The 25,467-nt window shown below is 72.9% G+C and carries 22 protein-coding genes; 10 read left to right on the forward strand and 12 right to left on the reverse strand.

All coding sequences use genetic code 11. The features are described 5' to 3' along the window. Nucleotides 1-243: 243 nt before the first annotated feature. Nucleotides 244-1,215 carry an SDR family NAD(P)-dependent oxidoreductase gene (locus tag AC067M_RS08575; protein ID WP_478696241.1) on the forward strand — a complete coding sequence of 324 codons (972 nt, stop codon included), beginning with the start codon at nucleotides 244-246 and terminating at the stop codon, nucleotides 1,213-1,215. A 136-nt stretch (nucleotides 1,216-1,351) separates the two neighbouring features. Continuing rightward, nucleotides 1,352-2,380: an SDR family oxidoreductase gene (locus AC067M_RS08580; protein ID WP_478696242.1), complete on the forward strand. Its 1,029-nt coding sequence runs from the start codon at nucleotides 1,352-1,354 to the stop codon at nucleotides 2,378-2,380. A 57-nt stretch (nucleotides 2,381-2,437) separates the two neighbouring features. Here AC067M_RS08580 and AC067M_RS08585 read toward each other — a convergent pair whose 3' ends face one another. The 3 genes from AC067M_RS08585 to AC067M_RS08595 form a co-directional block, all read right to left on the reverse strand. Continuing rightward, a complete protein-coding gene (locus tag AC067M_RS08585) occupies nucleotides 2,438-2,692 on the reverse strand; it encodes a hypothetical protein (RefSeq protein ID WP_478696243.1) in 255 nt (84 codons plus the stop codon). Nucleotides 2,693-2,817: 125 nt separating this feature from the next. Then, nucleotides 2,818-3,783: a phosphotransferase family protein gene (locus AC067M_RS08590; RefSeq protein ID WP_478696244.1), complete on the reverse strand. Its 966-nt coding sequence runs from the start codon at nucleotides 3,781-3,783 to the stop codon at nucleotides 2,818-2,820. 200 nt (nucleotides 3,784-3,983) lie between these two features. After that, nucleotides 3,984-7,154, reverse strand: a complete 3,171-nt coding sequence (locus tag AC067M_RS08595; protein WP_478696245.1) for a bifunctional cytochrome P450/NADPH--P450 reductase — start codon at nucleotides 7,152-7,154, stop codon at nucleotides 3,984-3,986. Nucleotides 7,155-7,340: 186 nt separating this feature from the next. Between AC067M_RS08595 and AC067M_RS08600 the strand changes: the two genes are divergently transcribed. Continuing rightward, a complete protein-coding gene (locus AC067M_RS08600) occupies nucleotides 7,341-7,937 on the forward strand; it encodes a phosphohydrolase (protein WP_478696246.1) in 597 nt (198 codons plus the stop codon). Then, nucleotides 7,930-8,598, forward strand: coding sequence for a PAS domain S-box protein (locus tag AC067M_RS08605; RefSeq protein ID WP_478696247.1), 669 nt, complete (start codon nucleotides 7,930-7,932; stop codon nucleotides 8,596-8,598). The genes AC067M_RS08600 and AC067M_RS08605 overlap by 8 nt, the downstream gene beginning before the upstream one ends. Before the next feature lie 801 nt (nucleotides 8,599-9,399). On the opposite strand, the gene AC067M_RS08610 is transcribed toward AC067M_RS08605, so the two are convergent. Together AC067M_RS08610 and AC067M_RS08615 are read right to left on the reverse strand one after the other, a co-directional pair. Then, nucleotides 9,400-10,125, reverse strand: a complete 726-nt coding sequence (locus AC067M_RS08610; RefSeq protein ID WP_478696248.1) for a DUF4397 domain-containing protein — start codon at nucleotides 10,123-10,125, stop codon at nucleotides 9,400-9,402. After that, nucleotides 10,122-10,841 carry an RNA polymerase sigma factor gene (locus AC067M_RS08615; RefSeq protein ID WP_478696249.1) on the reverse strand — a complete coding sequence of 240 codons (720 nt, stop codon included), beginning with the start codon at nucleotides 10,839-10,841 and terminating at the stop codon, nucleotides 10,122-10,124. The genes AC067M_RS08610 and AC067M_RS08615 overlap by 4 nt, the downstream gene beginning before the upstream one ends. Before the next feature lie 163 nt (nucleotides 10,842-11,004). On the opposite strand from AC067M_RS08615, the gene AC067M_RS08620 reads away from it, so the two are divergent. Both AC067M_RS08620 and AC067M_RS08625 read left to right on the forward strand, forming a co-directional pair. After that, complete coding sequence (locus tag AC067M_RS08620; RefSeq protein ID WP_478696431.1) at nucleotides 11,005-12,006, forward strand: MerR family transcriptional regulator; 1,002 nt, start codon at nucleotides 11,005-11,007, stop codon at nucleotides 12,004-12,006. Nucleotides 12,007-12,562: 556 nt separating this feature from the next. Further along, nucleotides 12,563-13,057, forward strand: a complete 495-nt coding sequence (locus AC067M_RS08625; RefSeq protein WP_478696250.1) for an FBP domain-containing protein — start codon at nucleotides 12,563-12,565, stop codon at nucleotides 13,055-13,057. A 26-nt stretch (nucleotides 13,058-13,083) separates the two neighbouring features. Here the strand turns inward: AC067M_RS08625 and AC067M_RS08630 are convergent, their stop codons facing one another. Further along, entirely contained in the window at nucleotides 13,084-14,412 is a 1,329-nt protein-coding gene (locus AC067M_RS08630; RefSeq protein WP_478696251.1) for an erythromycin esterase family protein, read from the reverse strand. Nucleotides 14,413-14,574: 162 nt separating this feature from the next. On the opposite strand from AC067M_RS08630, the gene AC067M_RS08635 reads away from it, so the two are divergent. The 3 genes from AC067M_RS08635 (at nucleotide 14,575) to AC067M_RS08645 (ending at nucleotide 18,278) form a co-directional block, all read left to right on the forward strand. Then, nucleotides 14,575-15,813 carry an FUSC family protein gene (locus AC067M_RS08635; RefSeq protein WP_478696252.1) on the forward strand — a complete coding sequence of 413 codons (1,239 nt, stop codon included), beginning with the start codon at nucleotides 14,575-14,577 and terminating at the stop codon, nucleotides 15,811-15,813. Nucleotides 15,814-15,877: 64 nt separating this feature from the next. After that, nucleotides 15,878-16,939, forward strand: a complete 1,062-nt coding sequence (locus AC067M_RS08640) for a hypothetical protein (RefSeq protein WP_478696253.1) — start codon at nucleotides 15,878-15,880, stop codon at nucleotides 16,937-16,939. Between the two features lie 112 nt (nucleotides 16,940-17,051). Then, on the forward strand, nucleotides 17,052-18,278 hold the full coding sequence (locus AC067M_RS08645) for a lactonase family protein (RefSeq protein WP_478696254.1): 1,227 nt from the start codon (nucleotides 17,052-17,054) through the stop codon (nucleotides 18,276-18,278). On the opposite strand, the gene AC067M_RS08650 is transcribed toward AC067M_RS08645, so the two are convergent. Both AC067M_RS08650 and AC067M_RS08655 read right to left on the reverse strand, forming a co-directional pair. After that, nucleotides 18,246-18,971, reverse strand: coding sequence for a DUF2470 domain-containing protein (locus AC067M_RS08650; RefSeq protein ID WP_478696255.1), 726 nt, complete (start codon nucleotides 18,969-18,971; stop codon nucleotides 18,246-18,248). The genes AC067M_RS08645 and AC067M_RS08650 overlap by 33 nt on opposite strands. A gap of 101 nt (nucleotides 18,972-19,072) precedes the next feature. Next, the gene (locus tag AC067M_RS08655; protein ID WP_478696256.1) at nucleotides 19,073-19,675 is read right to left on the reverse strand and encodes a TetR/AcrR family transcriptional regulator; all 603 of its coding nucleotides are present in this window, start codon (nucleotides 19,673-19,675) and stop codon (nucleotides 19,073-19,075) included. Between the two features lie 142 nt (nucleotides 19,676-19,817). On the opposite strand from AC067M_RS08655, the gene AC067M_RS08660 reads away from it, so the two are divergent. Further along, on the forward strand, nucleotides 19,818-21,329 hold the full coding sequence (locus AC067M_RS08660) for a cytochrome P450 (protein WP_478696257.1): 1,512 nt from the start codon (nucleotides 19,818-19,820) through the stop codon (nucleotides 21,327-21,329). Here AC067M_RS08660 and AC067M_RS08665 read toward each other — a convergent pair. The 4 genes from AC067M_RS08665 to AC067M_RS08680 all read right to left on the reverse strand — a co-directional run bounded on the left by AC067M_RS08665 (nucleotide 21,291) and on the right by AC067M_RS08680 (nucleotide 25,392). Beyond that, the gene (locus AC067M_RS08665; protein WP_478696258.1) at nucleotides 21,291-22,121 is read right to left on the reverse strand and encodes a pentapeptide repeat-containing protein; all 831 of its coding nucleotides are present in this window, start codon (nucleotides 22,119-22,121) and stop codon (nucleotides 21,291-21,293) included. The two genes, AC067M_RS08660 and AC067M_RS08665, sit on opposite strands and share 39 nt — an antisense overlap. 43 nt (nucleotides 22,122-22,164) lie before the next feature. Next, a complete protein-coding gene (locus AC067M_RS08670) occupies nucleotides 22,165-22,908 on the reverse strand; it encodes a PIG-L deacetylase family protein (protein WP_478696259.1) in 744 nt (247 codons plus the stop codon). Between the two features lie 12 nt (nucleotides 22,909-22,920). Beyond that, nucleotides 22,921-24,222 (reverse strand): alpha/beta fold hydrolase, encoded by a 1,302-nt coding sequence (locus AC067M_RS08675; protein WP_478696260.1) that lies wholly within the window; start codon nucleotides 24,220-24,222, stop codon nucleotides 22,921-22,923. A 135-nt stretch (nucleotides 24,223-24,357) separates the two neighbouring features. Next, nucleotides 24,358-25,392: a LacI family DNA-binding transcriptional regulator gene (locus AC067M_RS08680; protein ID WP_478696261.1), complete on the reverse strand. Its 1,035-nt coding sequence runs from the start codon at nucleotides 25,390-25,392 to the stop codon at nucleotides 24,358-24,360. Nucleotides 25,393-25,467 lie beyond the last annotated feature (75 nt).

Genomic DNA, 25,467 nt, shown 5'->3' on the forward strand with positions numbered 1-25,467 from the left:
TTCTCCGTTGAACCCCGCGTGGGTACGGATGGGACAGTGTCCCCGGGCCTCACCTTTTGCCCACAGGGACGATCGTTCGGCTGAAGCCCTGTGGAGCCTTTCGCCGAGAGGCGACCGCCATCCGTACCCACCCTTGACCCCGACCGGAATCCCCCGTCCGGTCGGGGCCCTTTTCTGCCCGGGTCTCTGCTCGGGCGGCGGGCCCTTGACTTCGAGGGCACTCGAATTCGTAGCGTGCCGGGCATGACCTACCGCACCACGGCACAGCACAAGATCGGCTCGGGCTTCGGCGCCGACAGCACCGCCGACGACGTCCTCGACGGCATCGACCTCACCGGACGGCTCGCCCTTGTCACCGGCGGCTACTCGGGGCTCGGCCTGGAGACCACCCGCGCGCTGGTCCGCGCCGGCGCCCGGGTCGTCGTCCCCGCCCGCCGCACGGCCGCCGCCACGCAGGCCCTGGAAGGCCTCGCCGGTGTCGAGGTGGACGAGCTCGACCTCGGCGACCTCGACAGCGTAAGCGCCTTCACCGACCGGTTCCTCGCCTCCGGCCGCACCCTCGACATCGTGATCAACAGCGCCGGGATCATGGCGTGCCCCGAGACCCGGGTCGGGCCCGGCTGGGAGGCGCAGTTCGCGACGAACCACCTCGGCCACTTCGCCCTGGTGAACCGCCTGTGGCCGGCGATCGAGCCCGGTGGCGCCCGCGTGGTCTCCGTCTCCTCCCGCGCCCACCACTTCTCCGGGATGCGCTGGGACGACGTCGACTGGCGCGAGGGCTATGACAAGTGGCAGGCGTACGGACAGGCCAAGACGGCGAACGTCCTGTTCGCCGTCCACCTCGACCGGCTCGCCCAGGACCGTGGCGTACGGGCCTTCTCCCTCCACCCCGGCGGCATCATCACACCGCTCCAGCGGCACCTCCCCAAGGAGGAGATGGTCGAGCGCGGCTGGATCGACGAGGCGGGCAACGTACTCAACCCCGAAGGCTTCAAGAGCCCCCAGCAGGGTGCCGCCACCCAGGTGTGGGCCGCGACCTCGCCCCAGCTGGCCGACCTGGGTGGCGTCTACCTGGAGGACTGCGACATCGCCGATCCCGCCCCGTCCGACGGCGGGACCACCGGAGTCAAGCCGTGGGCGACCGACCCGGACCAGGCGGCACGCTTGTGGGAGCTGTCGGCGCAGCGCACGGGGATCGACGCGTTCGGCGGCTAGGGTCTTTCGTTTGGATCACGCCGGAGGCGCGGGGCCGGGCGCGGCCTCCTCCGCCTTGCCCCGAAGCGTGGTGGTTCGCGCGTGACCTTGGGTACTCGGTCTGTTCCCCCAGCGGAGCTGCCGAGAGGAGCCGAAGGTGAGCAGCGAAACGGGCATGAGGATCGTCGTCACGGGCGCCACCGGCAACGTCGGCACCAGTGTGGTGCGCCGGCTCTCGGAGGACCTGGGGGTGGGGTCCGTGCTGGGCCTGGCCCGGCGGATCCCGGACTGGGCGCCGCCCAAGACCGAGTGGGCCGCGGTCGACCTGTCCTCCGAGCAGGCCGACCAGGCCGAGTACTTCGAGGGAGCCGACGCGGTGATCCATCTGGCGTGGGCGTTCCAGCCGACGCACGATCCCGCACGAACCTGGCGCACCAATGTCCTGGGCAGCATCAGGGTGTTCGAGGCGGTGGCGTCGGCGCAGGTGCCCACGCTGGTGCACGCGTCGTCCGTGGGCGCGTACTCGCCGGGGCCGAAGGACCACGCCGTGGACGAGTCCTGGCCGACGCACGGCTGGCCGGACGCCGCCTACTGCCGTGAGAAGGCCTATCTGGAGCGGGCGCTGGACACGTTCGAGCGCGACCACCCCACGACCCGGGTGGTGCGGATGCGGCCGGCGTTCCTCTTCAAGCGGGAGTCGGCGAGCGAGCAGCGCCGTATTTTCGGCGGCCGCTTCCTGCCGGGGCCGCTGGCCAGGCCGGAGATGCTGCGCTTCCTGCCCGACATCCCGGGGCTGCGGGTCCAGGCCCTGCACACCGACGACGCGGCCGAGGCGTACCGGCTCGCCGTGACCTCCGAGGTCCGCGGCGCCTTCAACCTGGCGGCCGATCCGCCGGTCGACGCGGCGCTGCTGGGCGAGATGTTCGGCGCCCGTCCGGTCCGCGTTCCGCGTACGGCGGCCCGCTCGGCGATCGCCGCCGCGTGGGGGCTGCACATGCTGCCGGCCTCCCCGCACCTCTTCGACGCGGTGCTCAGGCTCCCGCTGATGGACGCCACGCGCGCGCGTACCGAACTCGGCTGGCACCCGCAGCACACCGCGACGGAGGTCCTGGAGGAGTTCCTGCTGGGCCTCCAGCGGGGCGAGGGGGCGGAGACGGCGCCGATGCAGGGCCGCAAGGTGGGCTGAGAGCCGAAAAGGGGGGCGGGCGGAAGACCGCGCGCCCCCCTTCTTGGCCGTACGGCCTCACGCCGGCGGTTCGTCCGGTACGGGATGCTCGGGGTGGACGGTGGCTCCCTGCGGGGTGCCCTGCCGGCCCGTGCCCGCCTCGTCCGTGTCCGGCACGTCCTCGGCGGAGCCGTCCTGCTCCTCGGCGTCGGCCTCCGCGCGGACGGTGTCGCCCTCCCAGGGGTCCTCGCCGTCGCGTGCCTGCTGGTCCGGCAGGTCCCGCGGTACGGGCCCGTCGCTCTGACCCGCTCCTTCGACGCGATGCTCGGTCATGGCGTACTCCTTCCCGTCATCCGGGTTCCCGTCGTCGAAAGACACGCGAGTACCTTCACCGCGACCTGCGAAACCTCAGTGCGGGACGCGCTCCTGGAGGGCCCATGTGCGGGGTCGGTCGCGCCTTAGGGGACGGTCGAGCCGTTCTCGATCTCCGTCAGCGCCGCGACTAGTTCGGGCGCGACCGCCTTCTGGACCCAGGCGGCGTGGTCCTCGCCGGTCGCACGCGGGATGGTCTCGGTGATCATGATGAGGTAGAGGTACGCGCGGTAGAGGGCGAGCCGCAGCCGTGCGGGCCGGTCGAACTCGGCGTGGCCGCCGGCCTCCCGGTAGCCCGCGAGGAACGCCTCGTCCTCGGTGATGTCCCCGAGCAGGGCCAGGGAGACGAAGTCGGCCAGTGGGTCGCCCCAGAACATGCGCTCCCCGTCGATGAGCCCGCCGATGCGGGCCTCGCCGGCCGTGCGGTCGACCAGGATGTTGCCCTGCCACAGGTCGAAGTGGACGAGGCGGGGGACGGTGACCTCGTCGAGGGCGTCATGGGCGGCCGCGGCGGTACGGGCCACCTCTTCGGCGGGGAGGGGCAGCGGGGCGCCGTAGTGGCGGGCGTCGTCGAGGACGGCGTCGAACATCGTGGTGAACGCGGTCCGCCAGTCGGGGGCGAGCGGCCCGAGGGCGCCGGAGGGATAGCCGAAGGCGGGCCCGGTCACCGTGTGCAGCCGGGCCACCTGTCGCCCCAACTCGCCGCGCAGGGCGATCTGTTCGGCTTCCGTGAGCGAGTCGTCCCAGGGGGCGCCCGGCATCGGCGTCATCAGCAGGTGCTGTCCGTCGAGGGCCACCACGCGCGGCGCCGGGACATCCGCGCGGGCGGCCCCGCGGTAGAACTCCGCCTCGGAGACGAGCAGTCGGTTCTCGTGCCGCAGGCCCGCCGCGGTGGGCGCGGTCTTCAGCACGTAGCGGCTGCCGTCGGTGAGGCGGAGCTCGTCGACGGCGTTGTACGTTCCGCCGCCGAGCGGCGCCAGGTGGGCGAGGCGGTCGGGGTCGAGGCCCGCTTCCGCGAGGATCTGCCGGGCCCGCTCCCAGGAGTCCGCCATCGTACGCCCACCTTCCTCTAGGGTCTTTCGTTTGTATCAGGCCGGATCAGGGAGCGGGGTCCGGTGCCGTGCGTCGCAAGGCGGAGGAGGGCGGCAGGGCGCAGCCCTGCCGACCGACGACAACGCGGCGAGGCGCGGTGCCGGGGCCCGCGAGCCCGGCATGATCCAAACGAGAGGCCCTAGGTCAGCCCGCTTCTCGCTCAGCCCGCCACGTACACGTCCTCGACGTAACGCCCGGCCGCGATCAGTCCGTCGAGCCACTGCTCGGCGTCCGCCGCGTCGGCGTTCGGCGTGCGGTCCCGGTACAGCGTACGGAACGCCTCCCGCACGCCGGGGGCCATCCGAGAACCGTCGCCGCAGACGTACACGTGGGCACCGGCGTCCAGCAGCTCCCAGACCTCGTCGGCCTCGGCGGCTATCCGGTGTTGTACGAAGGTCACCTCCCCCTGCGGGGCGGCACTGAAGGCCGGGCGCAGGGAGACCGCCCCGGCGGCCTCGGCGGCGCGCAGCTCCTCGGCGTGCAGGAAGTCGGCGTCGGGCGCGTCGCAGCCGAAGTAGCAGAGGGCTGGGGCGAGTTCGGTGCCCGTCGCGAGGGCCGCCGTACGGTCGGCGACGGCACCGCGGAACGGGGCGAGGCCGGTGCCGGCGGCCACCATGACCACCGGTGCGCCGGCGTCGATCCGGAAGGCCTCGCGGCACGGCTGGACGCGGGCGTGGACGGTGTCGCCGGGCTCGACGTCCACGAGGTGACCGGAGCCGGTGCCCGTGTAGACGCCCTTGCCCGAGCGGGCGGGGGCCTGGAGCAGCGACACCATCAGGTCCGCGTGGCCGGGATCGACCGCGGGCGAGGAGGAGATCGAGTAGTGGCGGGGGCGCAGCGGGGTGAGCAGGTCGAGCAGCTGCGGCCAGTCCAGGACGCCACGCAGGGCTGGGAAGTCCTCGATCACCTCGACGAGGGTGCGCGGGTCGTCGGTGAGTGCGGCGAGGGCCATGCGCTCCGGAGGGCAGGGGTTGGCGGCGGAGAGCACGGCGAGCTGGGCCGCGGTCGGAGGCTCCTGCAACTCGACGTGGTGGGCCAGCAGCTGACGTACCGTCAAGGACCGGTCCAGGGCGAGGCCGTCGCGGCGCGGGCGGGTTGGCCGGACGTCCAGGACGGTGTCGAGGTCGACGCCGAGCGCGGTCGCGGCGCGCTCGACGAGGGCCGGGGCGTTGACGGGCAGGACGGTGAGGTGGTCGGCGGTGCGGTAGGTGGTGCCCTCGGGCAGGGCGACGCGGACGAAGCGCTTGCGGCGCGGGTACCCGGGGGCGGTGAGGTCGTAGGCCTCGGTGACCGTCATCGGGACGAGCCCGTGCCGGTCGGCGAGGGCGTCGAGCGGGCCGCCGGTGAGCGTGCGGACCTCGTAGGCGGCCGTGGGCTCGTCGCCGGGGGCGGTGGCGTCCGGGTCGCCGTACCGCTCGAGGAGGGCGGTGCGCATCCGTGCCGTGAACGCGCGGACCGCGCCGGTCAGGTCGCCGGAGGCGTCGGCGGCGGTGCGGTCGGTGATGCGGGTGGCGCCGAGTTCGGCGAGGCGTTCGTCGAGGCGGGTCGGGACGTGCTGGTAGGTGGCGGCCCAGTTGCGGTCGCCGACACCGAGGACGGCGTACGTCACCCCGGACAGGTCGTGGGTGCCCTCGAGCCAGGCCGCGAAGGCGGTGGCGTCGTCGGTGGGGCGGCCGTTGTAGGAGGCTGCGGTGATGAACACCGGGCGGTCGGTGGGCAGGCCGCCGGCGAAGTCGTCGAGGGCGGCGACCTGGGTCTCGCAGTCGATCTCAGCGGCCTCGTCGGCGAGTTGGGCGGCGAACTCGCGGCAGGTGCCGTAGTTGCTGCCGTGCAGGAAGAGGGCGCCGGTGCCGGTGCGGACACGGGTGGGCAGGCCGGCCGTGTCGACCGACTCGCCGGCCGGGACCTGGACGGCTCCCGGGAGCGGTGTGTGGGCGCGGTCGGCCGCGGTGCGCGGCATGAGGGTCAGGGTGAAGCCCTCGGGCTTGAGGGTGAGGGTCTCCTTGACCGTGAGCCGGTAGTCGGCGTGGTCACTGGGCCGGTAGCGGTGGACGAGCATCGCGAGCAGCATGGTCGCCTCGTGCAGTGCGAACTGCCGCCCGATGCAGGCGCGTTCACCGGTGCCGAACGGCTTGAAGGCGTGTGCGGAGCGGGCCGCCTCCGCCTCGGGTGTGAAGCGGGCGGGGTCGAACAGCTCGGGGTTGTCACCCCACGCCGGCTGCCGGTGCAGCATCGGCGCGAGTACGGTGACGGCCTGCCCGGCCTTCAGCGGGACCCGCCCGCCGAGGAGGGTGTCCTCGACGGCGTGGCGGCTGAAGGCGGCGGCCGTCGGCCACAGCCGCAGCGCCTCGTTGAGGACCTGGCGGGTGTAGGTGAGCCGGCCGACCTCGTCGTAGGTCGGCTCGGGGTCGGTGTCGCCCCACATCGCGTCGACCTCGCGTTGGACGAGCCGGAGCGCGGTGGGGTGCTTGGCGAGGTAGTACAGCGCGAAGGACATCGCGCCGGAGGTCGTCTCGTGGCCGGCGATCAGGAAGGTGATGACCTGGTTGCGGATGTTGGCGGCGTCCAGCGTGGTGCCGTCGACGGGGTGCGCGGCGCTGAGCATCAGGCCGAGGAGGTCCTCGGCGCCGCTCTGGTCGGTGCCGGCCCGGGCGGCGATGACGTCGTCGACGACCCCGGCGAGGTAGTCGGAGTCCGCGCGGAAGGCCGCGTCGGCCGCCGAGCAGTCCTGGCCCGGGACGCGGGCGAGGCGGGTCATGGCCCACTCCAGGCAGCGGACCATCGACTCGACGAAGGGGTGGGGTTCGTCGCGTTCGAAGGAGCCGAAGTCGTAGTCGAAACCGGCGAGCCCGATGGTGTCGAGGGTCATCCGGGTCATGTCGTCGGGGACGTTCACCGGCTGCCCGGCGCGGGCGGCGCGGTCCCAGGAGTCGATGAGCCGGCGGGCCACCCTCAGCATCACGGGGTGGTAGGTGCGCATCGAGCCGAGCGCGAAGGCGGGCATGAGAATGTCGTGCGCCTTGGCCCAGTTGGGCTCGTCGTTGTACGCGGTGAACAGGCCGTCGGAGGTGAACGCGCGGACGTTCTCCAGGGCGGGCCCGACGTGCTTGGCGAACCGCCGCTCGTCGGCGAGTTCGCTCACCAGGTCGAGGTCGGCCACGAACAGGGCGTCCCGCCCGTGCAGTCGCCGCACGAGCACCGGGCCGTGCTCGCGCATCAGGTCCATGAGCTGCTGGATCGGTGTGTGGCCGGGGCCGGTGGCGGAGATGTCGACGACGGGAACGCCGGGGACGGCGCCCGTGGTCTCGGGGTGCACTGCGGTGGGGGGCATGGCGCGACAACTGCCTTTCGCGGTACGGAAGTACTGCCATCAAGCGTGATCCACTCGGTGGGGCACCCCGGGGCCCCGGCACTACACGATCGTGCAGTCAAGAACGGGCAAGGGGACTTGCGCACTCCGCTTCGATGCGCAAGCCACCGGCCTGCCCTGCGCATGACACCGGTCTACCCTGGCGCGATGACCACCTCGAACGTGCTGTCGATCGCACTGGACGACACCGGGGACCCACCACTGCGGCCGCTTCCCGGGAGAGCGGCCGAGCTGCTGGTCCGGCTGGACGCTCCCCCACGCCTCGTGGCTCACCTGCGGGCCGTCCACGACGTCGCCGCGCAGCTCGTCGACTGGGTGGAACGACGCTGTCCCGCGCTGGGCGTGGGCCGCGAGGCGGTGCTCTTCGGCGCCGCCACGCACGACGTGGGCAAGACCCTGCACCCGGCGGAGCTCTCCGGCCCCGGTTCGGCGCACGAGGAGGCGGGCCGGGACCTCCTGCTGGCGCACGGCGTGTCGCCGGAGCTGGCCCGCTTCGCCGCGGGCCACGCCTCCTGGGACGCGCCGGGCACCGGTGTGGACGACCTGCTGGTGAGCCTCGCCGACAAGGCCTGGAAGAACAGGCGCGTCACCGATCTGGAGGACCTGGTGGTGGCGGAGCTCTCCCGCGCCGGGGGCCGGCCGGTCTGGGAGGAGTTCATGGCGCTGGACGAGTTCCTGACCGAGGTCGGGGAGGGGGCCGACCGCAGGCTGGCCTACCAGAACGCCCATCCCGTTCATGGGTGATGATGGGCGGCGGGAGGTGCCGGTGGAAGCGGGGCGGTCGCAGGCCGTGGTCTGGCGCAATCGTGCGCTGATGCTGTTCGACCGGGTCGCGGTGCCGGTCGCGGTGTGCGACGTGTACGGCGCGGTCCTGCTCGCCAATCCGGCGATGGCCGCGGAGTGCGGTACGAGTCCGGGGCGGCTGCGCGGCCGGGAGGTGCTGGAGCTGTTCCGCCCGCAGGAGGCGACGCAGGTGGAGCGGATCGCGCAGGCGCTGCGGCTGCGGCACCGGTCGCGCTACCAGGTGTCGGTGGTCTGGCGGGCGTCCGACGGCCGGGAGCGGTACGGGGAGCTGACGGCGGACCCGGTGAGCGACACCGTGGAGGAGACACCCACCCTGCTGGTCATGCTGCGCGTCCAGGGTGACCGCGAGCCCCGTCCCGAGGAGCCGGCGGAGAAGGTCACGCCGGTCGAGGCGACCATCCTCGCGCTGCTCGCCGGGGGCGCGACGACGGCCCGCGCCGCCCGCGAGACCGGCCTCACCGCGGACGGCGTGACGTACCACCTGCGGCGCCTGTCGGCGCGCTGGGGCGCCGCCAACCGTACGGAGCTGGTCGCCCGCGCCTACGCGCTCGGGGTTCTGGCGACGGGGGTGTGGCCGCCCTCCCCCGCCGCGGCCGAGTAGGCGGTGCCCGCGCCGTCCGGGGCCTCGAAGCGGGCCAGGGTGTGCCATCCCGGCTTGGGGTCCTGGGTCCCGTTCGGTCCGTTGCGGGCGGCGTCCCCGCCTCGACGCGGTGTCAGGACCCCGAGCCCACGGTGAGCGGTCGCCGTCTCGACCACCGGACGATCGCACATGCGGCGAGCACACCGAGGAGGAAGCAGCGCGCTCGCGTTCCGCCGGCAGCGGTTCGGGTGAGCCTCACTGTCTCGTCGGCTGTCGCGGTAGAGCGATGAACGGCGACCTGCACGGGCGGTGAAGGAGCGTTGGCCTCCAGCGACAGCTCCCGGCTGATCCGTTGCCAGACACGCTCCGGCGGCGCGGTCGGCAGATCCACCGCATCCGCAGCGCGTGCGGCGGCCACCACGCGGGTCATCATCCTCAGTTCGTCCCGGCAGCGGGTGCATACCTCCGTGTGCCGCAGGGCGGTGACGTCATCGGCGCTCGGAGCAGCGTTTCCCAGCGCCAGTTCCATCAGGTGCGCGGGCTCGACGTGAGGCACCGTACCCTCCCGTTCCTTCGAGGTTGCCGTCAGGTCCCGACCGGCTCCGCCGTGACGACGGGACCGGGAAGCCTCCCTGCTCGGGGGCGGACGCGGATGCGCAGGTGATCAGCGTGAGGGTAGGGGCGCCCGTCGCCGCGTAAGCCGGAGACGGAGGCCGGCGGGCTCGGACGGGGGCGAGGCCGGGCCCGACGGCGGGCTCGGCAGGGCGAGGACGGCTGCCGGAGCGGCAGCCGTCCTCGTCGGCCCGGTCAGGTCGGACGGTGTCAGGCACGTCGGCCCGCGTGGACGGCGTTGTCCTTGGAGTCCATGCCGCTGAACGTCTGGGTCTGCAGTGCCAGGTTCTGGTCCTCGGCGCTGCCCCAGGCGTAGACGACGTTGTTCGTCCCTTCCTTGAGGCTCAGGTCGGCCGGGCCGATGGCCACGGTCTTCGTACCGGCGAGCACGACATCGGCGCTCACGGTGCCCGCGTCGACTTCGGTGGTGTCCTGTTTCGGGTTCTGCAGTCCGGTGAAGACCGGCTGTCCGCCCGCTCGGACGTCGACGGCGGGCGCGGCGGCGACATGACACACCGTCAATCGCGCCTTGCCCGCGTCGACCTGCGAGACGTCGTTGACGAAGGCCGTCAGCTGGGGTTCACCGGCAGCGGAGAGATGGGCGGCGACCGTGGCGTTCGCACCCTCGGGCACCTTGATCTCCTTCTCGAGCGTCGGCGTGCCGTCGGGGCCCCGGCCCGGTTCGAAGATCTGGATGTTGTAGGTCCCGGCGGCGAGGGCCTGCGGGTCGGTCACCGTGCCGGGCTTGAAGTCGCCGAGCAGTTCGTCACCGTTGGCGTAGACGTCGACGGTCATCCCGGGAATGCCGTGGAAGACGGACACCATGGCCTTGTCGCGCTGGTCGGCGGCAGCCGCCGCGGTGGGCATGGTGGTACCGAGGGCGAGGGCACAGGCGCCGGCCAGGGCGGCGACCGCGAGGGGGGTCCGGTAGTTCATGGGGGTGATCCCTTCGAATGGAGTCCGAGCACGTTGCGGTGTGTCGGTCCTGTTTCAGGCGTGGGCACCGCAGTGGATGCGCGGGCGACGCCTTCTCGTCGGCCTGCCGGTACGTCGACCGCTGGAGTACCGCCCTGTTCGATCACCGTGCGCAACCGGTGCAGGCCACGGCGGGCATGACTCTTCACGGTGCCCAGGGGCATTCCGATGCGTTCCGCGATCTGGGTCTGGGTCAGGTCCTCGTAGAAGGCCATGCACAGCACCTCGCGTTGGGGGCGCGGCAGTCGTGACAACTCGTCGACCAGGAGTACCCGGTCCAGGATGTCGTCCGGTGCCTCCTCGCCGAGCCGGGAGGTGTCGGTGTCGTGGACGGCCGAGTCGATCAGCGCCAGACGCCGGCTCCTGGCCGCCAGCGCGTCGACGATCTTGCGGCGCGTGATGCCGACCAGCCAGGCGCCGAGCGCGCCCCGCTCCGGGCTGAAGCCGTCCCTCCCCCGCCAGGCGCCGATGAACACCTGCTGCGTGACGTCCTCCGCCTCGTGGTCGTCACCGAGCGAGCGGGTGGCCATGGTGTGGACGAGCGAGCCCCAACGCCGGTAGATCTCCGCGAACGCTTCCTCGTCGGCGGCCCGCAGGCCACGGGCCAGTTCTTCCTCGTACCACGTTTCTTCCACGGGCGGGGTGAGGGCGGTGGTGGATCGCGTGTGGGTGCTCATGGCCTGTTTCCTCCTGCCGTGCGCCGTGTGCGGGGACGGAAGGCCGTCTGCTGAACCCCACCGGTCGCCGTGCCGGGCCGTGTGACTACAGATCTCAGGGTCGGACGCACAAACGACGCATGCAACACGCGTCGTTTGTGCGTCGTACGGTGGAGTCATGGGCATGAGCGGAGGCGACAGTGACGGCCGGGGGCACGCGGACGTACGACCCGCCGGAGGGCTGACCACCGGCGAGGTGGCCAGGCGTCTCGGGGTGGCACCCACCACGGTCCGTACGTGGGACCGCCGCTACGGCCTCGGCCCCGAAGCGCACACCGGTGGCCGCCACCGCCGCTGGACCGCCGCGGACGTGGCACGGCTGGAGCGGATGTGCGCCCTGACGGCGACCGGGATGCCACCCGCCGAGGCCGCGCGCGTGGCGCGCGGCGACGCGCCGCCGGACGCTGCCCCTCTGCGGCGGGCCGCCGCCCCGTCACCGGGCCCGCGGACCCGCGGGCGCAGCCGGGCCGGCAGCGGCCTGCGGCTCGGTGACGTGCGTCAGGAGTGCAAGGGGGTCGCCCGTGCCGCCCTGCGCCTGGACGCCGCCACTCTGGACGAGCTGCTGACGGCCGCGATCGCCGAGCACGGCCTGGTCGCAGCCTGGACCGAGGTGATCACGCCGACGCTCCAGGCGGTCGGCCGCAAGTGGGAGAACTCCGGCGAGCAGTACGTCGAGGTCGAGCACTTCCTGTCCTGGCACGTCTCAGGTGCGCTGCGGCGCAGCGCGCCTCCCGTGGTCGCCGACCGCCCCGGCGCCACGACGGTGCTCGCCTGCGTGCCGGGGGAGAACCACACACTGCCGTTGGAGGTACTGGCCGCCGCACTGGCCGAGCGTGAGATCCCGGTACGCATGTTCGGTGGCGCCCTGCCCGTGGAGTCGCTCGTCTCGGCCGTGCGCAGGACAGGGCCGGCCGCGGTAGGACTGTGGGCGCAGTCCCGTACCACCGCCAGCCGGCCCCTGGCCCAGCACGTGGCCGCGATGGAGTGGGGGGTGCGCGGCGCCCGCCGGAAGCCGGTGGTGCTGACGCTCGGACCCGGCTGGGCCGGGCGGACGGTGCCCGGTCTGCCGCGTCCGTCGGGGCTGGCGGAGGCCATCAGGGTCCTGGAGTCGGTCGTGGCGGGGTGACGCGCCGCCGTCCCGGGGCACGGTGCCGTGGTGTCGCGCCCGAATCGGCCGACGGCACGCGATCCACCGGACGGACGGCCCCGGCACAGGGCGACCCGCCGAACCAGGCAGCCTGGCACCGGCTCTGAAGAGCGTCACCGGCCTCCGTCTGCTCAACTCCGGCGGGCTTTGACGGTGAAGGGGGCGTTGCGCGGGAGGAGACCTGGTGGGCCGACCGCGAGGGACGCACCTGGCGGGTGGACAAGAACGGCAAGGCGTACGAGTGGGAGAACCATGCCAGGTGGCGCGTGGGCGACCGGCGTCCGACCTGGCCCGATCTCGACAAGCTGCCCACTGATGCGGATGCGCTGACCGCCCTCTTCCCGAAGGACGCGGAGAAGGCGTCCGCATCCCAGCCTGTTGAGGCAACGGCCCCGGCGCAGGCGCGCCGGGGCCGTTCGAAGCGCCGGAGGCGACCTCCCGGATATTCGTTGGCTCCCCCTCACGAGGCTATTTACCCTAGGTCGAAACCTAGTACCCCTAGGTTTCGAAAGATCGCCGCACCAGGAGGCACTCCATGAGGTCACTCACCGAGCAGGACATCCGCAATTCTTTCATCAACTGCTCCAAGGGCGAGGCCAAACGCCTGGCGGTCCCCCGTGATCTCGACCAACGCCCCTGGGACGACCTGGACTTCCTCGGCTGGCGTGATCCGGGCGCACCCGACCGCAGTTATCTGGTCACCGAACGGCAGGGCGAACTCGTCGGCGTGACCCTCCGCTTCCCGCCCTCGCAGCGCGGCTTCCTGCACCGCAGCATGTGCTCCCTGTGTCTGACCACCCACCCGGGCGGCGGCGTCTCGTTGATGACCGCCCGCAAGGCGGGCCCGGCCGGCCGCGAGGGCAACTCCGTCGGCCTGTACATGTGCACCGACCTGGCCTGCTCCCTCTACGTACGCGGCAAGAAGTCCCCGGAGTCCGGGAGCCGCTTCGAGGAGAGCCTCACCCTGGAGGAACAGATCACCCGCACCACGGGCAACCTGTCCTCCTTCCTCGACAAGCTCTACGTCTGATCCGGGTTACGGCCGAGCCGGGCCCCTCACCGGTCCCGCAGCCGCGCCGCCTCCACCCGGTGCAGGTGGATCAGGATGTCGTGGGTGCGGGCGAGGGCGATGTCGTACTCCCGGTCCGGGAAGGACGTGCCGATGCTGCGGGTCGGTCGGGCCCGCTCCAGCCAGTCGCGGGCGGGTGCCGGCACGGTCCGCAGGTCGACGACGTAGTCCCGCAGGCCGACGCGGTCGAGCGTGTGCTCGTTGAGGCCGGCTCCTGCCGCGCCCACGGTGAAGCGCCGCACCTCGCCGTCCGGCCCGGTCGCGTTGAACGAGCCCCCGTCGAAGGTGAAGCCCACGCTCACGTAAGCGTCCCCCAGCCGCTCCCGCAGGAACGCGCCCTGCATCCTGGGGTAGTTGGCCGGGTCGGGGGTCTCGTAGCCGAGGTGGGCGTTGTGCGCCGACAGCAGCACCTTGGTGCCCGTGTGCTCCTGCCACCAGGCCGCGTTGTCCGCCATGGCCTGGTCGCGACAGCCCATGGCGGCCGCATGCTGGGTCTCGTCGTCGAAGGCGTAGAAGCGCGCGACCTGGTCGATCACCGTCGCGTGCTGCACCGCCCAGTCGTACGCCGTCCCCCGCCCGGCCTGCTCCCGCAGCAGCTCCAGGGCCTGACCGGTCCGGGTGGCCATCTCCTGGCGTTCGGCGAGCGGCCGGTTCGTGTACTGCTCCATGTACGCGCCGGTCGACACGGTCGGCCGCAGGCCGCGGTACAGCTCGGTGAAACGGGCCAGCAGGTCGGGGTGGGCGCGGGCCACGTACGCGGTGACCTTGTCGTACAGCTCCGGTCCCGCCCAGCCCAGGTCGTCGCCCATGAAGCGGACGGGGTCGTTGGGGTGCCGCTGGTTGTAGGCGCGCATCCACTCGACGAGCGCCAGGTAGTCGGTGTTGTTCCACCAGAGGTAGGCGGCCTGGAACTCCTCCCGCATGAGGGTGCGCGGGTCCCCCTTCCCGTACAGGACGTAGTCGTTGAGGCGCAGGCCGGTGCTCCAGCTGCCCTCCAGGCCGAAGGTGCGGAAGCCCTTCTCCTCGACGAGGTGGCGGAAGACGCGGTGCTTCACGGCGAAGAAGTCGTGCGAGCTGTGTGTGGCCTCGCCGACGCCGACGACCTTCGCGTCGCCGATCATCCGGTCGAGGGCGCGCAGGTCGCCGCTGTCGCCGCCGGGTTCAACGGTGCGTAAGGGGCGGGCCGCGCGGTCGAGGGCGGCGACGACACCGCTCTCGGTGGTCGGGGTGGCGGAGGCGGTCTGCGGCACGGTCAGCGCCGCGCCGGTGAGGCCGGCGAGCAGAGTCAGGACGAGTCCTGTCCGGTGCGGTTTCATGGTCCCAGGCTCGCGTCCCGCACCGGCGTCGCCCATCCGGCCCACCTCCGCGTCCGGCTGGGGAAAACCACTGGTCGAGACGGAGGTTGTCCATACCCCGCAGACAGTTACAGTCCCCTCGAGCACGTTCGGTGCGCCTCAGGAAGGGGAACAGGCCAAAGGATGCAAGACGTACGTGAGTGGCCCTCGTTCCTCGTGGGGTTGGTGAAGCGACACCGGGACCCCGTGGTCGTCCAGACGCTGCGGTCGGCCGGCGCCGCCACGATCGCCTATGTCATCGCGCTGCGCCTCAGCCCCGAGGCCGCACCGCTGACCGCGCCCCTGACCGCGCTGCTGGTCGTCCAGGTCACGCTGTACGCCACGCTCACCAACGGCATCCGCCGGGTGAACGCCGTGGTGGCGGGTGTGCTGGTCGCCATCGCCTTCAGCCTGCTGGTGGGTCTGACCTGGTGGAGCCTCGCCCTGCTGATCGTGGCCGCGCTGATGGTCGGACGGCTGGTGCGGGTCGACGAGTACGTGCCCGAGGTGGCGATCAGCGCCATGCTGGTGCTCGGCGTGACCACCGTCGGGGACACGGCCTGGGCCCGGGTGGTGGAAACGCTGATCGGCGCGGTCGTCGGGCTGGCGTTCAACCTGTTTCTCGCTCCTCCGGTGTGGGTGGGCGAGGCAGGTGAGTCGATCGAGGGACTGGCGCGCCGGGTGCGCCAGTTGATGCTGCGCGTCGGCGAGCAGGCGGCAGGCCGTACGCCCGTGGAGGAGGCGGCCGCGCGGCTGCACGAGGCGCGCCGGCTCGATCACGAGATCATCGAGGTGGACGCGGCCCTGAAACAGGCCGAGGACAGCCTGCGGCTCAACCCGCGGGTACGGGAGGGCCTGCTGCACCGGGTGGTGCTGCGCACCGGTCTGGACACGCTGGAGATCTGCACGGTGGTCCTGCGCGTACTGGCACGCACCCTCACCGACCTGGCCAAGGCCCGCGAGCCCGAACCGCTGTTCGCGTCGGAGACGGGCGCCGCGGTGGAGCAGTTGCTGTCCGAGATCGCCGACGCCGTGGTCAGCTTCGCGGTGCTGGTGACCACCCACCTCAGCGAGAGCGCCGAGTCGGCGGAGGCGCGGCTGACCGCGGAGCTGCGCACGGCCGCGGGCACGCGCGACAAGCTGGCCCTGCTGCTGCGCGAGGAGTCCGAACGCGAGGACCGGCACTGGCAGCTGCTCGGCGCCGTCCTGACGGAGGTGAACCGGATCCTCGACGAGCTCGACACCGAGCACCGCTCGCGCCGTCTGCTGGAGGAACTGGACCGTGTGTCGCGGGAACAGCGCGAACGGATGCCGCGCCTGACCCGGCTGCGCGAGCGCCTGGGCGTTCAGGAGCAGCTGTGGCGGAACCGTACGGGGATCTGAGGGCGTTCTTTGTGCAGGAGCGCCGCGGGACGGGGCCGGCGCGGGAACGAGGGGGAGCGGGCCGATGGCCGACACGACGGTACGCATCGACGGGAACACCCTGCGGCTGCCGGGCGGGGTGGCGGTGCGGTTCGTGCGCACCCTGCGCCTGCCGGAGACGGGCACGCATCCGCTGCCACCGGGGCTCGGTGAGTTCCCGGTCCGCCGGGTCTGCGACTATCCGGACACCGTGCCGGAGCAGTGGCGGGCCCGCGGGGGCGTGATGCTCCCGGTGTATCTGCGCGAGGCGATGTGGCTGAGCTTCACGGGCACGAGCGAGCCCGCCGCGCTCCAGGTCGGGGTGGGCAAGGTGTGCGCGGTCTCGGGCAAGCCGTGGAGCGACCGGCTCTCCCGGCATCCCCAGAATTACGTGGTGCTGCCCCGCCAGCCCTGGCTGGACGGCATCAACTCGGGCAAGGGCACGGTCCGCCAGTTCGTGGCGGTGCCGCTGGGCCTGGGCGCGACGGTGGAGGGCCAGGTCACGGGCGAGGAGGTCTGGGGCGGCGTACAGCTGCAGTCCTTCCCGCTGAGGGACGAGGCGCTGGCCGTGTGGCGCGAGGAGGAGCGACGCCGGGCGCAACAGCGCTCCCTGACCGCGACCGGCGGCTATGGGGCCGCCATGCCCATGGCCGCCCCCATGGCACCGGGCGCGGTCCCCGCGGCAGCCCCGAGGGCACCGGGGGCGGCCGCTCCGACGGGTCGGCCCCGGGCCGCCGCGGCCATGGGGCTCGGGGTCGGCGGGTCGATGCGCCAGGAGGTCCACCGTGACGAGCGGCCGCCGTCGGACTGGGCCGAGCGGCCCGCCGGGCGGGTCTTCGTGCACCTGGTGACGCCTCCGGAGTGGCGCCGCATCACCGGCGAGGCTCCCCCGCCGTCGCCGGTGGACCGCGCGGCCTACACGCGTGCGGGTCTGCCCTGGTACGACTACTACGACGCGGACGCCGAGGATCTCGCCCCCACCGACACGCTCGGAGCCGTCAAGCCGGTCGGCGACTGGCTCGGCGACGACCTCGACGCCTGGCAGGCCCCCGCGCCCTCCCAGGTGCAGCACCTCAAGGGCGAGCCGGTCGAGGACGGCGACTGGTAGCCGCCGCGCGCGTCGCGCCCCCGCCCCACACCGCGCCTCTTTTGCATCGACCGGGTGATCCAGGCGAAGGTGGCTGTGACGACCGGGGCAACCGAAGACCTGAGGTGCGGACATGGGCAGTGGTACGGAAGCGTCGCACGGAGGCTGGAGCAGGCGGCGTTTCGTGGCCGCCCTCGGCGGGGCGGCGGCACTTCCGGCACTGCCCGCCTGCGGGAGCTCCTCGGACACCGCGCAGCCTCAGCAGACCGGCACATCGTCGCGGCCCGAGGACACCGTCCAGCCCTCGCAGTCACCGACCGGCAAGCCCTCCGGCCCGCAACCGCTCTACATCGGCACCTACACCTCGCTCGAGGGCGGCGGCACCGGCATCGGCGTCGCCGCCTACGACCCCGGCACCGGCCGGATCACCGGCGGCGACACCCTCACCGGCGTCGCGGACCCGTCGTATCTCGCGGTGCACCCGAACGGGCGGACGCTGTACGCGGTGAACGAGCGCGAGCAGGGAACGGTGACCGCCGTACGGCTCGCCGACCGGAAGATCCTGGGCAGCCGTCCCACGGGCGGCGCGCACCCCTGTCATCTCTCGGTCCACCCGAGCGGGCGGTGGCTGCTGAGCGCCGACTACGGCTCGGGCAGCGTGGCCGTGCACCCGATCGAGGCGTCGGGCGGCCTCGGCGAGCGCACGGCCGAGGTCACGCACTCCGCCCCCTCCCCCGGGCCGGGCCAGGAGGGCCCGCACGCACACCAGTTCATCACCGGCCCGGACGGCGCTCACGTCCTCGCCGTCGACCTCGGCACGGACACCGTCTACACCTACCGCCTGGACGACAAGGCGGGCACGCTCACCGAGACCGCGCAGGCGCACACCCGGCCGGGGGCCGGTCCGCGCCATCTCACCTTCCATCCCGGCGGCCGGTACGCCTACCTGGCCAACGAGACCGACGACACGCTCGCGGTCTGCTCCTACGACCCCCCGAGCGGCCGCCTGACCATCAGCGAGCCGCAGCCCACCGGGAGCGGGAAGGGCACCAATTACCCGGCGCAGATCCTGGTCACGTCCAACGGCGCGTACGCGTTCCTCGCCAACCGGGGCGACAACAGCATCGCGCGCTACGCGGTGGAGCGGGACGGCGCCCGGCTGCGGCTGCTCGGCACGGTGCCGGTGGAGGGGGACTTCCCGCGGCAGATCGCCTTCTCGCCGGACGGCGGGCTGCTGTTCGCGGCGAACCAGAAGTCGAGCACGGTCAGCGTCTTCCACGTGGACACGGGAAGCGGTGCGCTGCGCCTCGCGGGCAAGCCGTTCGCGTCACCCGTCGCCGTCTGTGCGCTGCCGCTGTAGGGCGCGCGGGCAGGAGGCCGCGCTCGCCTGCGCCAGCAGGGCGTGCACCCGCTCGGTGAGCTGCGCGACGTCGTCGGCGGGCGTGTGGAACGGCAGGCGTACGTCGCCGTGGGCGCGGGCGCGTTCGATGCGCAGCGTCAGCCCGTGCCGGTCCACGGCGAGCGGCTGGACGCGGACGGCGCCGTGCAGGCTGTCGGGTTCGACAAGCCGGGTGAGCCGCTCGACGGCGTCGGAGTGGCAGTCGGCGAGGTGGGTCAGCAGCCCCGCCTCGGCGCCGGCCAGCGGGTCGGGCTCGGCGGCGGCGAACTCGCCCAGGTCGACGACCACCGCGCCGGACGGCTGTTTCAGGACGACGCGGGTGGCCGTGAAGGCGAGGTGCTCGTCCGCGGGGGCGAACCAGCCGGCGAGCCAGAGCCGGGCGCGGATCCGGCTGCGCACGGGGACGGGCGCGACGTCGGCGAACTCCAGCACGGCGGACGGCTCGCCGCGCGGCGCGCAGATCGCGGCCGTGAGCAGGGCGCTGTCCTCGGGCACGCGCAGCAACACCTGGCCGTCGCCCGCGACGGTGTGGGCACCGACGAACTCCTCGCGCCCGCCGTCCGCGGTCACCGCGCAGGACCACGCGGTGGCGAGCACCGAACGCGCCCGTTGTGCCGCGCCAGGCGCGGCCGTCCAGCTCTGGCTGTCACGCATCCCAGACCTCCTTAGGTAAGCCTTGCCTAACCTACCGAAGATCGAGGGGTACGCCAACCACCGGCCCCCACCCTTCGAGGGACGTGCACGGGGGTGCACGCTCAGAGGACGCCCAGCAACGCCCGCGCGCACAACTCCCGCACCTGCTCCCGCGACAGGTCCGAGCCGCGCAGCCACTCCAGACAGACCGCGGTGGTGAACGCCAGCCAGCCGCGCACCGCCAGGCGCACGTCGGGGCGCTCCTCGCAGGCCGGGCCGAACTCGGGGTCCGTCGCGAGGGCCGCCAGGATCTGGCGCTCCTGTGCGGCCAGGGCCCGCCGGTACACCCGGCGCACGGTCCGGTCCCCCGCCGCGTCGGCGCGGTGGAAGGCGCGGTAGCCGTGGGCGTGCGTGCGCACGTACTCCAGATAGGTGTCGAGGCCGGCGGTGAGCTGTTCGCGCACCGGGACGCCGGGTACGGGCGCCGTCATCCGCAGCATCCGCCCGCTCTCCCGCTCGACCACCGCCGCGAAGAAGTCCCGCTTGGTCGGGAAGTAGTGGTAGAGCAGCCCGCGGGAGACCCCGGCCATCTCGGCGACCTGCTCGATCCACACGTCGTCGTACGGGCTCTCCGAGAACAGCCGCGCCCCCACCGTCAGCAACTGTTCCCTGCGTTCCGAGGTGCTGAGCCGGCGGCGTGTGCGCGCTCCGTCGTTCGCGGCCATCCCCGCACCTTACTTGACGCCGGTTCAACAACGGGTCGAGACTGATCGCGTTATTGACCTCACGTACAACAGGCAGTCCCACACACACGTCACACGCACGTCCACACGCTCAACCTGCCGCTGACTCAAGGGAGATCGCGTCATGGCGACGACGACGGGGGCCGTACCGACGAAGGGGCCGCGCGGTGCCGCGGCGGGCTGGCCCGAGCTGCACCGCATTCCGCATCCGCCGTACCGACTGCCCTGGGCCGGCGACCTGTTGGGCGTGAGCAGGAAAACCCCCCTGCAGGACAACATCCGCTTCGCCCGCCGCCTGGGCCCGATCTTCCGACGCAAGGGATTCGGCAGGGAGTTCGTGTTCGTGGGCGGTGCCGGGCTCGCCGCCGACCTGGCGGACGAGGCCCGCTTCGCCAAGCACGTCGGCCTCGGCATAGCCAACCTGCGGCCCGTCGCCGGGGACGCGCTCTTCACGGCGTACAACCACGAGCCCAACTGGCAGCTGGCGCACGACGTCCTGGCCCCGGGCTTCAGCCGTGAGGCCATGGCGGCCTACCACCCGATGATGCTGTCCGTGGCCGAGCAGCTCACCGCCCACTGGGACCGCGCGACGGCGGCCGGCCGCTCCGTCGACGTGCCCGGCGACATGACCAAGCTGACCCTGGAGACCATCGCGCGCACCGGGTTCGGGCACGACTTCGGCTCCTTCGAACGCACCCGCCCCCACCCCTTCGTCACCGCGATGGTGGGCACCCTCACCTACGCGCTGCTCCTCGACACCGTGCCGTCACGGCTGTTGCTGCGGCGCGCGGCGCGCCGCAACGAGGCCGACATCGCCTACCTCAACCGCACGGTCGACGGCCTCGTGCGAGCCCGCCGGTCGGCGAGCGGGAGCGGGAACGGCGACCTGCTCGACCGGATGCTGGAGACCGCCCACCCGGAGACCGGGGAGCGGCTGTCGGCGAAGAACGTGCGCCAACAGGTCATCACCTTTCTGATCGCCGGCCACGAGACGACGTCGGGCGCGCTCTCCTTCGCCCTGCACTACCTCTCCCGGCACCCCGACATCGCGGCCCGCGCCCGCGCCGAGGTGGACCGGGTGTGGGGCGACGCAGCCGTACCGGCGTACGACCAGGTGGCCAAGCTGCGGTACGTCCGCCGGGTGCTGGACGAGGCACTGCGCCTGTGGCCGACCGCGCCGGCCTACGCGCGGGAGGCCCTCGAGGACACGGAGCTGGCCGGCGACCATCCGATGCGGCGGGGAGCCTGGGCCCTGGTCCTCATCCCGATGCTGCACCGGGACCCCGCGGTGTGGGGCGCGAACGCCGACCGGTTCGACCCGGACCGCTTCGACGCCCAGGCGGTACGCGCCCGCGCCCCGCACACCTACAAGCCCTTCGGGACCGGGGCACGGGCCTGCATCGGGCGCCAGTTCGCGCTGCACGAGGCCATGCTGGTCCTCGGCATGCTGCTGCGCCGGTACGACCTGGTCCCGGACCCGGCCTACCGGCTCCGGGTGACCGAACGCCTGACGCTGATGCCGGACGGGCTGCGGCTGCGCCTTCAGCGACGGCACCCCGTCACCACCCCGGTGTCCCCCGCCGTGGAGGAGCCGTCGTCAGAGCCCCGCTGTCCAGTGCACGGGAGGGGTGACTGACTCCGGCAGCCGGGTGCCGACGCTCCCCCGGGCCGCGTTGAGCTGCGGCTGGGTGAGGAAGAACGCGCCGGTCAGGTCGGCGTCGGTGAGGTCGGTGTCGCGCAGGTCGGCGCCTATCAGATCGGCGCCACGCAGGTCGGCCCCCGTCAGGTCGGCGGCGATCAGATAGGCGCCCCGCAGGTTGGCTCCGCGCAGGTCGGCGCCCCGGAGGCGGGCGCCCATCAGGTCGGCGCCCCGGCGGTTCTTGCCGCGGCCGCGTGTCCCGGCCCGGGCCAGTTCGCTGGTCCTGAGCAGGAGCACGTTGACCTGCTCGCGGTGGGCACCCACGTCCAGCGCCGCGAGTTCGTCGGGGGTCTGCCGGGTGAGCCGCTCGGTCAGGTCCAGGGCCCGGCGCAGGTCGGGGTGGATCGGGCGGGCGGCGGGCAGGGCGAGGGCCTCGGTGAGGTACCAGAGCAGTTCGTGCAGGTGCCGGACGACCGGGAACACGTCGATCATGCGGCGGGCGTGCTCGCGCGACCCCGTGCGCCAGTCCTGGCCGCCGAAGGTCACCTGCGAGACCTTCTGTCCGGCGCCGAAGCAGTCGTAGACCGTGCAGCCGGTGAACCCCTTCTGACGCAGCTTCGCGTGGATGCCGCACCGGTGGTCGTCCTGCAGGTTGGGGCAGGGGGTGCCCGCGTCCTTGTCGAGGGCGAAGTCCGCGGAGGCGGCGAAGGGAAGAGCCACGCAGCACAGGCCGAAGCACTGCGCGCAGTCGCCGCGCAGCGCGGCCCGGTCGGCTGTTCGATCTGACATGACGGCCAGCTTACGTGCGCCCCGGACCGCCTCCGCCCCTCGGCTACCTGCTGAACAGCTCGAAGGACACCGCCGGCCTCCCGCCGAACCGCTCCCCCGTGGCTTCGCAGTTCCGGGTCAGGAACTGACGGACGTACGTCTCCGGGTCCTCATCGGTCAACGCCTCGATGTACGTGCGGTGTTCGAGCAGGGAGCGCACCGCGCGCTCCAGGCCCGGCGTGGCGTCCACGGCGTGGGTGGGGGAGGCGGATCCGGCGACGGCGACCCACCGCACGCCGTTCCACGGCTCGAGGCCTTGCCCGACGAGCTCCGGGAAGATCCACCGGTTGCCCGCGTCCGCCGCCGCGTCCAGGGTGGCACGGCCCACCGCGACATGGTCGGGGGTGTTCCAGGCGACGCCGCCCCAGGTGTCCCGGTGGTTGAGGGTGATCACCAGCTCGGGGCGGTGCCGGCGGATCGCGGCGGCGATGTCACGGCGCAGGGCGGTGCCGTACTCGACGACACCGTCCCGGTGGTCGAGGAACTCCACCGACGACACCCCGACCACCGCCGCGCTCGCCCGCTGCTCGCGCTCCCGCAGCGGGCCGCACTTCTGCGGCTCCAGCGTGTCGATGCCCGCCTCGCCGCGGGTCGCGAGCACATAGGCGACCTCCCGGCCGCCGTCGGTCCAGGCGGCGATCGCCGCCGAGCAGCCGTACTCGAGGTCGTCCGGATGGGCGACGACGGCGAGGGCGCGCCGCCAGTCGTCCGGCATGGGCTGGAGCTGGGTGTTCGTCGGCTCGGTCATGAGGCCAGCCTGTCAGACCTCGTCGCGGGCCAGGGCCAACAGCCGGTCCAGGACACGCGGGCCGCCCGCGCGGACGCCGTCGTGCTCGAACTCGTCGGTGACCCAGGTGCGCAGGCCGCGGATCGCGCGGGCGGTGTCGAGGGAGTGTGCGGTGTCGACGTACATGTCGTCGTGGTAGACGGCCGCCGCGACCGGTACCTCGTTGGCGGCGAGGCGGGCGCGGTCGTACAGGGGCCGCCAGTCGGTACGGGCGGCGAGCAGCTCGGCGGTCTCGCGCAGGGGGCGCAGCGCGGGGTCGCAGTCGAACATCCAGGGGTGGATCGTCTCGCCGGTGAAGAGCAGCGGTCCGTCGCCCGCGAGGGTCTTCGCCGCGTCGAACTGCGGGAACCCGGCGCGGACGCGTTCGGCCGACCAGGCGGTGGGACGGGCGTCCTGGCCGTAGATCGCCTCGTGGACGAGGGCGTACAAGGGATGGCCCGCGTACGACAGGAGGTTCTGGACCTCTTCCTGGAACGCGTCGGACAGGGCCGGGCCTTGGAGGGTGCGGACGAAGGCGTGTTCCAGGAGGTGGTGCAGCCGGTGGCTGCCCTCGCTGCCGCCGAGGAGGATGCCGAGGGACTGGAAGGCCTCGACGGTGAGGCGGTAGCCGTTCGGGAGGACCACCGGCTCCTGGGCGAGGTGCTCGGCGATGCGCCGCGCGCGTTCGACGTCCTGGGGGTAGCGGGCGTAGTGCGCGGTCACCTTGCGTTCGATGCGCGGGTAGGCGGCGCGGTAGACGTCGTCGGCGTGGGCGTCCAGCGAGGGCAGGCCGCCGGTGACGATCGCGGCGCTCAGGCCCTCGGGGGCCGTGGAGAGGTAGTTCACCGTGCAGAAGCCGCCGAAGCTCTGCCCGAGGACGGTCCAGGGGGCGCCGCCGGTGACGGTGGGGCGGATCGTCTCGCAGTCGCGGACGATGGCGTCGGCGCGGAAGTGCGCGAGGTAGTCGGCCTGTTCGGCGGGGCCGCCGCGCAGCGGGAGTGTCTGGCGGTTGGCCGGGGTGGAGTGGCCGGTGCCGCGCTGGTCGAGGAGGAGGACGCGGTACTCCTCCAGGGCGCGGGCGAGCCACGCCTGCTTGCCGACGAAGCGCTGGGCGCCGAAGCCGGGGCCGCCCTGGAGGTAGACCAGCCACGGCAGGTCGCGGTGCGCCTTGTCGCTCGCGACGACCTCACGGGCGTAGAGCTCGATCGTCTCCCCGTCCGGGTCCTCGTGGTCGAGCGGCACGGTGAAGTGGCGGTCGGTGAGGACGAGGCCGGGCTGGCGGTAGCCGGCGGTCAACGGGACTCCAGGGGCGGTCGGGGTGCGGGCCGCGTCCCAGTTCAGCACAGTCCGGGCGGCTGCGGGAGCCCCGGGGATCAAGGTCGGCTGTTGAATGCCCGCTCAGCGGGCGGACCGAGGCTACTGAACCGCTGGTCAGCGGGCCGACAGGCTGGAGCGGCGCACCACCAGCTCGGGCTGGAGCACCACGCGCCGGTGTTCGTGCGGCTTGGCCGGGATGCCCGGCGCGGTTTCCTCCGTCTCCTCCAGGAGCAGTTCGGCGGCCAGCGCGCCCATGGTGACGGCGGGCTGGCGCACCGAGGTGAGCGGGACGGCCGCGGCCGCCGCGAACTCGATGTCGTCGTAGCCGACGATCGCGAGGTCGTCTGGGACGTCGACTCCGGCCGCGAACATGGCCTGCAGCACGCCCAGCGCCAGCAGGTCGTTGGCGCAGAACACGGCGGTGGGGCGGTCGGAGAGGCCGAGCAGGCGGGCCCCGGCGTCACGTCCCGCGGCGACGTCGAGCCGCTCGGTGGGCAGCTCGCGCAGGCACTCCGGACCGAGCCCGGCCTCCTGAAGAGCGTTCAGCGCACCGGTGCGGCGGTCGCGGACCTGGTTGAAGCCGGGCGGGCCGCTGACGTACGCGATGGAGCGGTGTCCGGCGTCGACGAGATGCCGTACCGCGAGGGCGCCGCCCGCCACGTCGTCCACCGAGACGGAGCACTCGGTGGTGCCCTCGGCGACCCGGTCCACCAGGACGAAGGGGATGCCGTGCCGGCGGAACGACTCGATGTTGCGGCCGGTCGCGTCCGCCGGGGTGAGCAGCACGCCCCGCACCCGCTGCTCGGCGAAGAGCGACAGGTACTCGGCCTCCTCGCTGACGCTCTCGGCGCTGTTGCAGACCATCACGCCGAGCCCGGCGTCCCGGGCGGCCCGCTCGGCGCCGCGCGCGACGTCGACGAAGAAGGGGTTGCCCATGTCCAGGACGAGCAGCCCCATGATCCGGCTGCGGCCCGCGCGCAGCTGTCGCGCGGACTCGCTGCGGACGTAGCCGAGGCGGTCTATGGCGGACTGGACACGCGCCCGGGTCTCGGTGGCGACGCTGTCCGGCCGGTTGATGACGTTCGACACCGTGCCGACGGAGACTCCGGCGGCACGGGCGACATCCTTGATACCCACCGACTGTGCCATCAGGCGGGGACCTCCAGAAGGACGAGGGGCGGCGGGTACGCCTTCACACTACCGTCACGGCAGCACCCGCCGGTC

It is taken from the genome of Streptomyces sp. NPDC043427 (assembly GCF_056436655.1).

Excerpts from the sequence above, each read along its gene's own strand:
- AC067M_RS08665 (WP_478696258.1), bottom strand. The coding sequence starts at position 22,121 with ATGTCAGATCGAACAGCCGACCGGGCCGCGCTGCGCGGCGACTGCGCG.
- AC067M_RS08610 (WP_478696248.1), bottom strand. The coding sequence starts at position 10,125 with ATGAACTACCGGACCCCCCTCGCGGTCGCCGCCCTGGCCGGCGCCTGT.
- AC067M_RS08635 (WP_478696252.1), top strand. The coding sequence starts at position 14,575 with ATGCAAGACGTACGTGAGTGGCCCTCGTTCCTCGTGGGGTTGGTGAAG.
- AC067M_RS08660 (WP_478696257.1), top strand. The coding sequence starts at position 19,818 with ATGGCGACGACGACGGGGGCCGTACCGACGAAGGGGCCGCGCGGTGCC.
- AC067M_RS08680 (WP_478696261.1), bottom strand. The coding sequence starts at position 25,392 with ATGGCACAGTCGGTGGGTATCAAGGATGTCGCCCGTGCCGCCGGAGTC.
- AC067M_RS08590 (WP_478696244.1), bottom strand. The coding sequence starts at position 3,783 with ATGGCGGACTCCTGGGAGCGGGCCCGGCAGATCCTCGCGGAAGCGGGC.
- AC067M_RS08625 (WP_478696250.1), top strand. The coding sequence starts at position 12,563 with ATGAGGTCACTCACCGAGCAGGACATCCGCAATTCTTTCATCAACTGC.
- AC067M_RS08595 (WP_478696245.1), bottom strand. The coding sequence starts at position 7,154 with ATGCCCCCCACCGCAGTGCACCCCGAGACCACGGGCGCCGTCCCCGGC.
- AC067M_RS08605 (WP_478696247.1), top strand. The coding sequence starts at position 7,930 with ATGGGTGATGATGGGCGGCGGGAGGTGCCGGTGGAAGCGGGGCGGTCG.
- AC067M_RS08630 (WP_478696251.1), bottom strand. The coding sequence starts at position 14,412 with ATGAAACCGCACCGGACAGGACTCGTCCTGACTCTGCTCGCCGGCCTC.
- AC067M_RS08575 (WP_478696241.1), top strand. The coding sequence starts at position 244 with ATGACCTACCGCACCACGGCACAGCACAAGATCGGCTCGGGCTTCGGC.
- AC067M_RS08655 (WP_478696256.1), bottom strand. The coding sequence starts at position 19,675 with ATGGCCGCGAACGACGGAGCGCGCACACGCCGCCGGCTCAGCACCTCG.
- AC067M_RS08645 (WP_478696254.1), top strand. The coding sequence starts at position 17,052 with ATGGGCAGTGGTACGGAAGCGTCGCACGGAGGCTGGAGCAGGCGGCGT.
- AC067M_RS08650 (WP_478696255.1), bottom strand. The coding sequence starts at position 18,971 with ATGCGTGACAGCCAGAGCTGGACGGCCGCGCCTGGCGCGGCACAACGG.
- AC067M_RS08600 (WP_478696246.1), top strand. The coding sequence starts at position 7,341 with ATGACCACCTCGAACGTGCTGTCGATCGCACTGGACGACACCGGGGAC.
- AC067M_RS08670 (WP_478696259.1), bottom strand. The coding sequence starts at position 22,908 with ATGACCGAGCCGACGAACACCCAGCTCCAGCCCATGCCGGACGACTGG.
- AC067M_RS08620 (WP_478696431.1), top strand. The coding sequence starts at position 11,005 with ATGAGCGGAGGCGACAGTGACGGCCGGGGGCACGCGGACGTACGACCC.
- AC067M_RS08585 (WP_478696243.1), bottom strand. The coding sequence starts at position 2,692 with ATGACCGAGCATCGCGTCGAAGGAGCGGGTCAGAGCGACGGGCCCGTA.
- AC067M_RS08640 (WP_478696253.1), top strand. The coding sequence starts at position 15,878 with ATGGCCGACACGACGGTACGCATCGACGGGAACACCCTGCGGCTGCCG.
- AC067M_RS08615 (WP_478696249.1), bottom strand. The coding sequence starts at position 10,841 with ATGAGCACCCACACGCGATCCACCACCGCCCTCACCCCGCCCGTGGAA.